The following is a 14228-nucleotide window of genomic DNA, read 5'->3' as shown; positions in this document are numbered from 1 at the left end:
ATGAATACAGAGATGAAATTAAAAATTGCCTTATTACTTTTTTGGGGAGTAGGTTTAGGAACATGTTTCTCTCAAGAAAGCAAGGACCTAAAACTATGGTATGATGCACCGGCATCAGATTGGAATGAAGCCTTGCCTATAGGTAATGGCCGTTTAGGAGCAATGGTTTTTGGAAACCCAGCACATGAAAATATTCAATTAAATGAAAATACGCTTTGGGCGGGTGGCCCACATAGAAATGACAACCCGAAAGCAAAAGAAGCACTTCCAAAAATTAGAACACTTTTATTTGAGGGTAAATATTCTGAAGCACATAAACTGGCCAATGAAAAGTTTATTTCGGAAACTTCAGCAGGAATGCCTTATGAAACCGTAGGTAATTTAAGGTTTAATTTTCCAGGACATAAAACTTTCGACAATTATAGCAGAGTATTAGATCTAGAAAATGCTGTAAATACGATTACATACACCGTGGATGGTGTTGAATTTAAACGAGAGCTATTTACTTCGTTTACAGATCAAGTTTTGATTATAAAACTATCGGCCAGTAAAAAAGGTAAAATTAGTTTTTCAGCAACTATGGATCGCCCCGAACCTTCAAAGGTGAATGTATCTACTGAGAATAATAATGTTTTAGTAATGACAGGGTGGAGCAGTGATAATAAAAATAAACGTTTACCTGCAGAAAGTCCGGCGATTAAAGGTCAAGTAGAATTTGATACTAGAATTAAAATTGTTCAAGATGGCGGGAAAATTGCTTCAACGAACAATCAATTAGTAGTTTCAAAAGCAAACAGCGTAACCCTATACCTTTCTATTGCTACAAATTTTGTGAACTACCAGGACCTTAGTGCAGATCCGCATAAAAAAGCAGAAGCCTATATCATTGAAGCAGAAAAGAAAGATTATAAGCAGTTAGTAGATGATCATACTTCTTTTTACAAGAACTATTTTAATCGGGTACGCTTAAATTTAGGAAAATCTGAAGCGGCTAAAAATACTACGGACATCAGGATTAAAAATTTTAGTACAGGTTTTGATCCTTCCTTAGCCGCATTGTATTTTCAATTTGGCAGGTATCTATTAATTTCTTCGTCACAACCAGGTCGGCAAGCCGCAAATTTACAAGGCCTTTGGTGTAAAGATTTAACACCACCTTGGAAGAGTGCGTATACGGTGAATATTAACACTCAAATGAATTATTGGCCATCGGAGGTGACGAACCTTTCGGAAATGCACGACCCTTTAATCGATTTAGTAAAAGAGCTTTCGGTTACGGGTCAAAAAACAGCGGCCGATATGTATGGAGCAGAGGGATGGGTAACACATCATAATACAGATATTTGGCGTATTACAGGTCCTGTAGATGGTGCTACTTGGGGCATGTGGCCAACGGGTGGCACTTGGTTAAGTCAGCATCTTTGGGAGAAATACATGTTCAATGGCGATGTAAACTATTTAAGTTCTGTGTATCCAGCGATGAAAGGCGCAGCAGAGTTTTGTTTGAGTTTTTTAATTGAAGAACCAACAAATGGATGGCTGATTATCTCACCAACAATTTCTCCGGAACATGGTCCTAAGGGGCGCGATAAATCAGTAAATATAGCAGCAGGTACCACCATGGATAATCAGCTGGTTTTTGATCTACTAACAAAAACCGTAGCCGCTGCTAAATTATTAGATACCGATAAAGAACTCATACAAAGAATAGAACAGACACTTCCTAAATTACCTCCAATGCAGGTTGGTCAATACAATCAATTGCAGGAATGGATGCAGGATGTAGATGATCCGGAAGATAAACACCGTCACGTTTCTCATTTATATGGCTTATACCCATCAAATTTAATGTCTCCCTATAGAAATCCAGAATTGTTTGAAGCGGCAAGAAATACTTTAATTCAAAGGGGAGACCCTTCTACGGGTTGGTCTATGAATTGGAAAATAAATTTATGGGCGCGATTGTTAGATGGTAATCATGCCTACAAATTAATGGGAGATCAAATTAAATTAGTGGGCAGACCAGATTCGCCAAAAGGGGGTGGTACGTACGCGAATATGTTAGATGCACATCCGCCATTTCAAATTGATGGAAATTTTGGTTTTACTTCTGGTTTGACAGAAATGTTAGTGCAAAGTCATGATAGTGCTATTCACTTACTTCCTGCACTACCGGATGTTTGGAAAACAGGTGATGTAAGAGGGTTGAGGGCTCGTGGTGGTTTTGAGATTATTGATTTACAGTGGAAAGATGGCGTTCTCGTAAAAGCGGTTATAAAATCGACTTTAGGGGGTAATTGCAGAATCCGTTCCTATAATGAACTCAAATTTGAAGATGAGAAAGACTTAATGACTGCTCAGGAGATTAACCAAAATCCATTTTATCAAACCCCAAAAACTAAAAAAGCCTTAGTTTCTAAAACAGTAATATCAAAGAGCTTAGAACTTAAACCAACCTACGTGTATGATATTCCAACAACAATAGGTCAAGAAATTGTATTGATTAAAAAATAACCAAACAGAACAAAATATATGTGGACAGAAAAGATAATTTCAGTAACTAAATTAGGTGTAGTAGGATTCTTGTTCTTGCTATTTTCAAATAGCAATGCGCAAGTAACCGTACATTCTTTAAGTGAATTAATTCCCTATTTAGATGACGATAATGTAGATGTAAAGCTAGCGCCAGGCGTATATTCCATAACAGTAAAAGATGTTGAGAATGGACTATATCAGCAAGAAACAAAAATTAAAAATCTTAGTAAGGTACTGTTGCTGTTTGAAGGTAATAAAAGTACGTATGATTTTACAGGAGTAACACTTAATATTGAAACGAAGGTTTTTGCGGCCTTTGGCAATGTGGAAGTTTATGAAATACAAATCTTAGGAAATAGTAATGTACTAAAAAATCTAACTTTAGTAGATGTGGGCTCTGTTTATGATAGCCCAACACGAAGAGCATGTAATATTGTAATGGATGGTGCACATAATAGAATTGAAGGCTTTAATGTAACTACAAAAGGTTCTTATCCATATGGCTATGGAGATGCCTTTGGTAAGGGTGGAGCAACGGTTATTCCACATCAAAAGCATAGTGCATGTTTAATTCGCGGGGAATCTAATCATCTTAAAAACTCTAGTTTTATACACCGAAGTTACGGGCATTGTATTTTTATGCAAGCTGCTAGCAACCCTTTAATTGAAGGGTGTTATGTAGAAGGCGAAATGCGTTCTACAGATGATATTTTAGCAGAAAAAGGAACGGGAACTCCAGCAGATAAGGTCGATTTTATGACGGTCTGGGGTTATAAACTTCCGGCGGGCTATATGCTGAGTACAGGAGAAGCAGGCATCCGTGCCTACAATGCAGGAGAAACGAGTATTGATGGAAAGTTTTATGCCAGAGGAACCTCAAATCCTACCGTATTAAACTGTACCGTTAAATATATGCGAACAGGTGTTACAATAGCGCATGCTACAGGTAAAAAATATGTAGAAGGCTGTACCGCTATTGCTTGCGAAAATGGTTTTTCTCTGGGTTCTGGTGATGTGGTTAATTGCAGGGCAGATTGTACCTATGGTCCCGTATACACTTCTACCTATGAAACTGATGAAAACTACAATGCAGATATTACCATTTTAGCATCAAGCTTACCGTATATGAACGGCTCGGGCAGTGTTGCTTATATTGGAGGTAGCGGTCATAATATTCTACTAAGAGGCTCAGACGAAGGAGCAAAATTAGGATTGAAAATTAAAGTAGGTGGTGATAAAAATAACATTCGACTATTGCACGGCAATCTACCAGATCAAAACAATTTCAAAGCATCGAATTTTGAAATTCAAAACCTTACCCATTATCCTTTATTATTATCAGAAAAAAGCACTGAGGTTAGCGGACAATCCTTAGGTGTTGTTACAGATTTAGGGAAGAAAAACAAGGTTAATAACTAAATAAAACCAACTCAACTTAATATCGAAAAAATAAAAATATGTGTGTATCACCTATAAAAAATATAGTACTCAGTAGTATTGCTCTTCTTTGTTTCGGGAGCTTCTTCTCATGTGAATCTGTTCAAGAACTACCTCAAAAACCAAATGTAATTCTGCTTGTGGTAGATGATCAAGGTTATGGTGATATTGGACGCCTAGGAAATGCGGTGTTAAAAACACCAAATATTGATGCACTTTATGATGAAAGTGCGCGATTTACACAATACCACGTGTCGCCTACTTGCGCGCCAACTAGAGCAGCACTAATGACAGGGCATCATTCGAATAGAGCAGGAGTTTGGCATACGGTAAACGGACGTTCTTTGTTATTAGAACGCGAAACAACCATTGCTCAAGTGTTTAAAGAGAATGGCTATGCTACAGGAATTTTTGGAAAATGGCATTTGGGAGATAACTACCCTTTTCGTCCGCAAGATAAAGGGTTTGAAGAAGTATTAGTACACGGTGGGGGCGGAGTAGAACAAACTATGGATTATTGGGATAATGATTATTTTGATGATACCTATACGCACAATGGCAAACTAGAAAAATTTAAGGGTTTCTGTACCGATATATGGTTTGATAATGCTAAGAAATACATGGAAGAAAATAAGAAGAACAATAAACCTTTCTTCTGTTATTTATCTACTAATGCCGCACACACCCCCTATTTTGTAGCAAACAAATATTCAGATCCTTATAAGGATAATGAAAATGTACCTAATGCTGCGTTTTATGGCCTTATTGCTAATGTAGATGAAAACATAGGCAAGCTTGTAGCCTATTTAAAAGAAATTGATTTGATGGATAACACCATTTTAATATTTACGACTGATAACGGCACCTCTGCAGGTGCTAAGATTGAACAAGGGGGCGATAGATTAGATGGGTTTACCGATAAAGGATACAATGCAGGGATGCGCGGTATAAAGGCAAGTATGTATGAAGGAGGTCACCGAGTGCCACTTTTTATTCATTGGAAAGACGGAGGTATAACCACTGGTACAGATATTAATGAATTAACGGCGCATTATGATATAGCACCCACCTTAATAGATTTATGTGGTTTAAACCTTAAAGAAGATTTGAAATTTGACGGAAAGAGTTTGAAGCCTTTAATGGATGGGAAAAATGAAGAATTTAAAGACCGTGTGGTGATCACCAATTCTCAACGGATTGAAGTTCCAGAACCTTGGAGAAGAACAGCTTTTATGAAAGGCGATTGGCGATTAATAAATGGAACGGAACTTTATGATTTAAGTACAGATCCAGAACAACGCACCAATGTTGCCGATCAATTTCCTGAAAAATTAGCGGCATTTAAGGTCGAATATAATACTTGGTGGAATGAGATAGCTCCTACTTATAAAGATGAACCATACATTATTGTGGGCAATCCAACAGATAACCCAACGACCTTACATGGTCATGATTGGCATACTACCGCGGTGGCAAGTCCGTGGCACCAAAGGCATATTAGACAAGGCTATTTAGATAATGGCTATTGGTTGGTAAAAGTAGCAGAAAGTGGGATCTACAATGTAAAACTACGTCGCTGGCCTGTGGAAACTCATTTACCGTTAAATGGCATTGCCCCAGTACGGCCAACATTAGCAGGAACAACGGTTAGAGAAAGTGTGAAGAGTAAAGCACTTAGCATAAAAAATGCTAGAATCAAAGTTCAGGATCAAGAACAGCGTACCCTGGTAGATCCTAATGCGGAATTTGTAGAATTCACGGTAGCTTTAAAAGCGGGTGAGTCGCAACTTCAAACTTGGTTTACGCTTGATAATGAGAAAGAACTTGGTGCCTATTACGTAACCGTAGAAAAACTAATGGAATAAAAGATTGGCTATTTTTCTAGCCGTTGCCTCGTATTTGGAAGTATGAATTAGCTATAAAACATCAACAATGAACCTATTTAAATTTATAAGTATATCAATTTTATTTTGCTGCTGGAGTGCAGTAAATGCTCAAAAAATCACAATTGACACCCATCAAGAGGGGGTCAAATTTGATCATTTTTGGAGTAAGAGTGTGGGAGCAGGTCGTGCCAATGAAGCATTGCGTGCGGGTTGGTTAGAGCAACTGGAACAGGTACAAGAAAATTGTGGATTTGAGTACGTACGGTTTCATGGACTGTTCCATGATGATATGTTTCCAATTGTAGAAGAAAAAGGTGCATTAAAATACAATTGGCAATATATAGATGATGTTTTTGACCGGATGTTAGATTTAAAAGTGAAGCCCTTTGTAGAATTGGCATTTTTACCTTCAAGTATGGCTGCCGAAAACTCAAAGACTGTTTTCTGGTGGAAGGCAAATATTACGCCAACGGATGGAACTTTTGAACAGTGGCACCTTTTAGTAAAAGCCTTCACCGAACATTGTGTTGCTAGGTATGGAATAGAAGAAGTAGCTACATGGTATTTTGAAGTTTGGAATGAACCTAATTTATACCCTTTATTTTGGGACGGTACAAAATCGCAATATTTCGAATTGTATAAACAGTCGTTTTTAGCTATAAAATCTGTAAATAGTTCCTTGCGAGTTGGTGGGCCATCAACAAGTAATTTTGTGCCAGATACTCGTTTTGATGGAGAAATAACTAATGATAAGGCATCTGATGAGGTCTTCAGTTCAAAGGATATCAATAGCTTACAATGGCACGGCGTCTGGATAGAAGATTTTTTGAGCTATTGCGAAAAAGAAAAACTTCCCGTAGATTTTGTGAGTACGCACCCTTATCCCACAGATTATGCTTTTAATCCTGAAACAGGAAAAGGAAAGGGACTTACTAGATATGCAGATTCAACAAAAGAAGATTTAGAATGGTTGAACGCTACGATAGCAAAAAGTGCTTATCCAAATGCAGAAATTCACCTTACGGAATGGAACACCAGTCCTAGTAGTAGAGATGATATGCATGATAGGTTACCCGCTGCCGCGTATATTGTAAAAACGAATCTTGATTGTATTGGCTTAACCAATTCGCTAGCTTTTTGGACATTCACTGATATTTTTGAAGAGAAAGGTGGGGCAGCAAGTATTTTTCATGGTGGTTTTGGAATGATAAATTATCAAGGCCTAGTAAAACCATCCTACCATGCTTACAGGATGCTGCATGAATTAGGAGATGTGAGTTTGTATAAAAATGATTATCTCTTTGTAAGTAAAAACACAAAGACTAATACTATAGCTGCTATCGCCTATAATTATCCAGAGGAATATTTAAATGCCGTTCCATCAGGAGCTGATAAACGAGAAAATGGTAGCGTAAAGCAGTTGCATTTCAGCTTATCAAATTTAAAGCCTGGAACCATGTTTAAAATCGAAACCTTAGATAAAGATCATGGCAATATTCATAATTTTTGGGAAGATATGGGGAGACCAGAACCACCGACTAGAGAAGAAATAAAAGTGATGAAAGCCTATGCAAACGCTCTTAAAACAGAATTTGTATACGCAGATACAAAAGGTAATATTTCTATAAATCGCGAACTAAAACCATGGAGTTTAGTATTAATCAAACAAGTAAATTAAGGAGACTATAAAATGAAATATACATCAATAGTGTTCATCGCATCTAGTATTCTACTGTTATCACTTTCTACTAAAAAGGAACAACCGAAGATATATCATAAAGGCTGGATTGATTTTAATAAAAATGGCATCATGGATGTTTACGAAAATCCTAAAGCGACTATTGATGCTAGGGTTGCAAATTTGGTTTCTTTGATGAATGTAGAAGAAAAAACCTGTCAAATGGCTACTCTTTATGGATTCTCTCGTGTTTTAGCAGATGAATTACCTACAGAAAATTGGAAAAACGAGATATGGAAAGACGGGATTGCCAATATTGATGAACACTTAAATACTATTTGGAATCAGCCTAAAACTCAAACACCATATTCTTTTCCTTACAGCACACATGCAGAAGCGATCAATAAAGTGCAGAAATGGTTTATAGAAGAAACTAGAATGGGAATTCCTGTAGATTTTACCAATGAGGGTGTTCATGGTTTATGCCATAAAAAAGCAACGCCATTACCGGCTCCTATAGGTATAGGAAGTACTTGGAACAAAGATCTAGTGTACAAAGCAGGAACCATCGTTGGTAGAGAAGCAAAAGCTTTAGGATATACCAACATTTATGCCCCCATATTAGATGTGGCTAGAGATCCGCGATGGGGGAGAGTTTTAGAATGTTACGGAGAAGAACCCTTTCATATTGCAGAGATGGGCAAACAAATGACCTTAGGGCTGCAATCACAAAATGTAGCTTCAACGCTAAAGCATTTTGCAGTATACAGTATTCCTAAGGGAGCCAGAGATGGTGATGCACGTACAGATCCGCATGTAGCGCCAAGAGAAATGCATCAGTTGCACTTATATCCATTTAAGCGTGTCATTGAAGAGGCTTCGCCAATGGGGGTTATGAGTAGTTATAATGATTATGATGGCGTGCCCATTACAGCCAGTCATTATTTTTTGACAGAATTGTTAAGAGAAAAATATGGCTTTGACGGCTATGTTGTTTCGGATAGTGAAGCGGTAGAATACGTTTTTGAAAAGCATCATGTAGCAGAAGATTACAAAGAAGGCGTAAGGCAAGTAGTAGAAGCAGGGTTAAATGTGCGGACCACCTTTAGAACGCCAGAATCTTTTATAGAACCTTTAAGAGCCTTAATCCAAGAAGGTAAAATAGCAATGAAAACAATTGATTTGCGAGTTTCAGAGGTATTGAAAGTTAAATTTCAGTTGGGACTTTTTGATCAGCCTTATGTAGAAAACCCAAAAGCATCTGATGACCTCGTGCATACCAAAGCAGATGAGGAATTTTCAAAGCAAATAAATAGGGAGTCTCTAGTCCTTTTAAAAAACGAGAATAATACCTTACCGTTAGATATTTCTAAGCTTAAGAACATACTGGTTACTGGCCCCCTAGCAGATGAAGTAAATTTCACATATAGTAGATACGGACCTGCAGAAAACCCATCTACATCAGTGTATCAGGGCATAAAAAAATATGCAGCAGGAAAAGCTACCGTAACCTACCAAAAAGGATGTGATGTGGTAGATGCTAATTGGCCAGAGAGTGAAATTATTCCTATGCCATTATCTGAAGATGAAGAGGCAAGTATTGCCGCAGCAGTAGAAAAAGCCAAACAATCTGATGTTATTATAGCAGTGGTAGGTGAAGATGATAAGCGCGTAGGAGAAACAATGTCCCGAACAAGCTTAGGATTGCCAGGCAGACAATTTGAATTGGTTCAAGCGTTATATGCCACAGGGAAGCCTGTAATTCTCGTCTTAATTAATGGACAACCACTTACTATAAATTGGGAAAATAAATTTATACCGGCTATTTTAGAAGCTTGGTTTCCTAGTACTGCTGCAGGAGAGGTTATTGCAGAAACATTATTTGGGGAGTACAATCCAGGAGGCAAACTAAGCGTTACTTTTCCTAAATCTGTTGGGCAAATTCCGTTAAACTTTCCTTTTAAACCAGGATCTCAGGCCGGACAACCAAGTTCAGGACCTAATGGTTCCGGAAATACGCGCGTATTGGGTGCTTTGTACCCTTTTGGTTATGGGTTGAGTTATACTTCTTTTGAGTATTCAAATATTATAGTACATCAAAAAAGCAAACAATCACAAGGAGAAATCAAGGTGTCTTGTGTGATAAAAAACACCGGTAGTGTCGCCGGAGATGAGGTGGTGCAGTTATATATAAAAGACAAAGTTAGTAGCGTGACGACCTATGAATCCCAGCTTCGTGGTTTTGAACGGATTCATTTAAAGCCTGGAGAATCCAAGAAAGTAAACTTCACTCTAGAACCAGATGATTTAGCTATATTAGATAAAAACATGAACTTCAAGGTAGAACCTGGCGCTTTTGAAATAAACATAGGAGCTTCTTCTGTAGATATTAGATTGAAAGAAGAATTTGAAATTATAAATTAGTAGTTTTATGTTTTTAGGAAAGTAGCTTTCTTAGTTGATTTTAATATCGATTTTTAAAATTATTGTAACGTAATGTAAATGAATATAAAAGTATATTTCACACTTATTTGCTGCTGTATCTTTCAATTTTCTATAGGTCAATTCAATAACTTAAAGTTTGAGAATTTAGATACTGTAGATGGTCTTTCTAGTAGTACTTGCTTAGAATTATACCAAGATACGGAAGGTTTTTTATGGTTTGGAACTATAGACGGACTTAATAAATACAACGGGTATGAGTTTGAAATATACAGATCAATTTTAAATGATACTACTTCCATAAGTAACAGTAGAATTAATGCGATCCAAGAAGATAAGAACGGTAATCTGTGGATAGGCACCAACAATGGATTAAATCTTTTTAATAAAAAACGGAATAATTTTACACGAATTAATCTTTACAAACAAGTTTCTTTAACCAATAACCCTCGTAAAATTATTAATGATTTACTTTTTGATGAGGAAAACAATACACTTTGGGTTGCCACCAATACCGGAGTAATTAAAATTTTATTAGGAGCGCATACCAATGATACTGAAGCCTTAAAATTTTCATACTACATACATGATCAATCCAATTTACATTCTATTGATAACAACAATGTGTATGTACTTACGAAAGATAAAAATAATACCATTTGGGTAGGAACAAGTGGTCAACACCTTAATAGGTATAATCCTGAGCGTGATAATTTTGAACGTGTTTTTATCTCTAACAACCAGCCCTACGAGCTAAATCATATTCATAAATTGGTTTTCATTGATCATGATGATGATTTTTGGATAGGAAATGATTTGTCCAATCTTATTGTATGGAATAAAAAAGAGAATAATTTTAGGCATTTGTCTCTCGTAGACGAGCATATAGCGGTAAGAGATTTTTATCAAGATAAAGAAGGTTTGTTTTGGATATCTACAGACGGGCATGGGATATTTTTATATGATAAAAAGGAAGGTAAAATAAAGAAGCATATTGAAAATAATCTCTCCAATTCTTTCTCTTTAGCGAATGATAAGCCTTCTAAAATTATTGAAGATTCTAATGGGGTTTTCTGGATAGGAAGTTATGATAGAGGAGTTAGTAAATTAGATCCGTCATTGTATTCTTTTGGGCACTACTACTATCAACCAGATAATCCAAAAGGGTTGAGCGAAAAAATTGTACAGTCTGTTTTGCAAGATTCTAAAGGCAGAATATGGTTGTCTACCTATGAAGGGGGACTAAACTTGTTTGATGAAAAAAATAATTCGTTTGAACATTTTGGTCATGACCCTAAAGACAACAATACAATAAGTTCCAATAAAATATTATATACGTTTGAAACTCATGATGGTAGTATTTGGATTTGTACTTTAGACGGTGGGTTAAATAAGTTTAATCCAGATACTAATACTGTAGAACGGTTTTATCATGATGAAGAAAATCCTTATTCTATTGGGCAAAACTCGGTATGGACGGGGGTAGAAGATTCAAAAAATAGATTGTGGTTAGGGCTAAGAACAGAAGGTTTAAGTTTGTTTGACCCTAATACAGAAAAGTTTCACAACTATAAAAACACTTCAAATCTAGAAAATAACTTATTGAGTAATTTTGTTTTTTGTCTCTATATCGATTCAAAAAACAGACTTTTGGTAGGGACCTCCTTAGGGCTTAATTATCTTGAATTAGATGATTTAAAAGATTTTACTCCAGAAGATATTACCTTTTCAGAAGTGAAAGAAAGGGGTATTGAGGCCAATAATATAAATTATATCACAGAAGATCATCTTGGTAACATTTGGATAGGTACCGATAGTGGCATCTATAAGTTAGATGAGAACTTAACACTAATGAAGTCGTTTTCTTCTCAAAACGGACTCCCAAATAACTTTGTGGTGGGTATCAAAGAAGATGATAACCATAACTTTTGGATTACAACTAAAAGCGGACTTTCAACCCTCAACATAAAAACAAATAAGTTTAAAAATTTCAATATTCATGATGGTCTTCAAGGTACAGAATACCAAAGTAAGTCTATAGAAAAAACGTCAGATGGGCGTATTATTATTGGTGGTTTAAACGGATTTAATATTTTTAATCCTAAAGATATTGCGGTAAAAACACCACTAGTTTTGGCGCCAAAAATAACAGCACTCAAGTTATATAATAAAAATATTGTTGTAGGCGATACCATAAATAACAGGGTGTTATTAAAACAGTCTATTGAAGAAATAGAAAGTCTTTCTTTACGACATAATGAAAACTACATCTCGTTTGAGTTTTTAGCACTCTACTTAGAAAATCCAGAGCAGGTTCAGTACATGTATAAAATGAATGGGCTAGATAAGGACTTTGTAAATGTAGGGAACAGGAGAGAAGTGAATTACTCTAACCTCGTACCAGGAGAATATGAGTTTGAAGTTATGGCTTCAATTGATGGTCAATGGGAGGCCGCAAAATCTACTAAATTCAAGTTTAAAATTACTTCTCCACCATGGAGTACTTGGTGGGCGTATTTAATTTATGGTATTATTGGGGCTTTAATTATTTGGGTAATTATGCGGTATTATACGCAAAAGGTCCAAGAAGCTCAGGAACATGAGTTAGATCAATTAAAGCTAGAGTTCTTTGTAAATGTGTCTCATGAATTTAGAACACCGCTTACTTTAATCTTAAATCCTGTTGATAAAATACTGTCTAGTTTCAATACAGATCCTGATGTTATAAAAGAATCTGCAATTTCTATTCAACGTAGTGCCAGAAGACTATTGCATTTAGTAAATCAACTTTTAGATTATCGAAAAATGGATGTAGGAATGGCACCTTTACAATTAGAAAATGGAGATGCGGTGAAATTCTGCGGTGATATTTTCGCTTTGTTTAAGGGCTTAGCAGCAAAGAAAAGTATTGAATATCAATTTATAACAGAATCAAAGCATATTACTTCCTTATTTGATTTTGATAAGCTAGAAAAAATCATCACGAATCTAATTTCTAATGCTATAAAATTCACCGATTACGGAGGTGAAATATCTGTTTTTATTAATGAGGTGAAAGTAGATAAAGCCAATACCAACCTGTTGTTATTCAAAAAAAATGAGGGTGAAAATTATCTAGAGATCATTGTAAAAGATACAGGCGTTGGGCTGAATAAAGAACAGTTGAAAAATATCTTTTCACGTTTTTACAATGTTGATGTTACCAAAACAGGAACAGGAATAGGTTTAAACTTTACCAAAGCCTTAGTAGAGCTTCATGGAGGTGAAATTTTTGTAGAAAGCGAATATCTTAAGGGAAGTAAGTTCGTGGTGCGTTTGCCTTTGGATATAGAAGCAGAGCCCGAGGTGGTGAAGAATGTAAAAAATGAGTTTTTAATCAATTCAATGAACTCCGTAGATTATGAAATGTCTATCGCGAACACTCAGGATACAGAACCACCTGTAGTACAGGATGGAAGTACAGTTAAGTTACCTATCTTACTTTTGGTAGAAGATAATAAAGAGCTTAGAGTCCATTTGAAAAACGACCTTATTGCTAATTATGAGGTAAAAGAAGCTGTAAATGGTGAGGAAGGTTTAAAAATGGTAAAGAAATATTACCCAGATATTATTATTAGTGATGTAATGATGCCAAAAATGGATGGGTTTGAAATGTGTAAAGCCTTAAAGCGTGAATTTGAAACCTGCCATATTCCTATAATTCTTCTTACGGCTAGAACCTTAGAAGATGATAGAATTGCCGGGTATGATAGTGGTGCCGATGGGTATATAGCCAAACCTTTTGTAACTGCAGTATTAAAAGCAAGGATTAAAAATTTATTAGAAACCAAAAAAAGACTGCGAAAAAGATTTGCAGAAATAGGAGGCGTGTTTCCATCAAGTGAGGTTACTACTAATAATATTGACGAAATATTTTTAGATAAAGCCACAAAGATTATTGTAAATAATATTAGTGATGTAGACTTTAAACAAGAAGACTTATTAAAGGAAATGGGTATTGGAAGGTCTCAGTTATATCGGAAAATAAATTCTTTAACAGGGAACAATCCTAGTTATTTTATTAGAACGATACGTCTACGCTATGCTTCAGATCTTTTGGTTCAGAATAAATATTCCATAAAAGAAGTTACGCACCTCTCAGGGTTTAATTCTACTGCTTATTTCAGTAAAACCTTCCGTGAGTTATTCAACGTCACACCCTCGGAATATATAGAGCAGCATAAAAAAGAAACCGAATAACCAACTAGCTT

Annotated in this window: 6 protein-coding genes; all 6 read left to right on the top strand. The window is 36.0% G+C overall.

Annotation, left to right across the window (positions count from 1 at the left end; translation table 11 throughout):
- The first annotated feature begins 12 nt into the window (after positions 1–12).
- The 6 genes from M666_RS00030 to M666_RS00005 all read left to right on the top strand — a co-directional run bounded on the left by M666_RS00030 (position 13) and on the right by M666_RS00005 (position 14217).
- On the top strand, positions 13–2514 hold the full coding sequence (locus M666_RS00030) for a glycoside hydrolase family 95 protein (RefSeq protein WP_029445481.1): 2502 nt from the start codon (positions 13–15) through the stop codon (positions 2512–2514).
- An 18-nt stretch (positions 2515–2532) separates the two neighbouring features.
- Positions 2533–3954, top strand: coding sequence for a hypothetical protein (locus M666_RS00025; protein WP_029445482.1), 1422 nt, complete (start codon positions 2533–2535; stop codon positions 3952–3954).
- A 38-nt stretch (positions 3955–3992) separates the two neighbouring features.
- The gene (locus M666_RS00020; protein ID WP_052206632.1) at positions 3993–5837 is read left to right on the top strand and encodes an arylsulfatase; all 1845 of its coding nucleotides are present in this window, start codon (positions 3993–3995) and stop codon (positions 5835–5837) included.
- Positions 5838–5904: 67 nt separating this feature from the next.
- Entirely contained in the window at positions 5905–7536 is a 1632-nt protein-coding gene (locus M666_RS00015; RefSeq protein ID WP_029445484.1) for a GH39 family glycosyl hydrolase, read from the top strand.
- Positions 7537–7548: 12 nt separating this feature from the next.
- On the top strand, positions 7549–9960 hold the full coding sequence (locus tag M666_RS00010; RefSeq protein WP_029445485.1) for a glycoside hydrolase family 3 N-terminal domain-containing protein: 2412 nt from the start codon (positions 7549–7551) through the stop codon (positions 9958–9960).
- Between the two features lie 78 nt (positions 9961–10038).
- A complete protein-coding gene (locus tag M666_RS00005; RefSeq protein ID WP_029445486.1) occupies positions 10039–14217 on the top strand; it encodes a hybrid sensor histidine kinase/response regulator transcription factor in 4179 nt (1392 codons plus the stop codon).
- The last annotated feature ends 11 nt before the right edge of the window (positions 14218–14228 follow it).

The sequence above is a fragment of the Cellulophaga baltica 18 genome, assembly GCF_000468615.2.
In the GTDB taxonomy this organism is placed as follows: Bacteria; Bacteroidota; Bacteroidia; order Flavobacteriales; family Flavobacteriaceae; genus Cellulophaga; species Cellulophaga baltica.
This window is presented reverse-complemented; position numbering and strand designations above follow the sequence as displayed.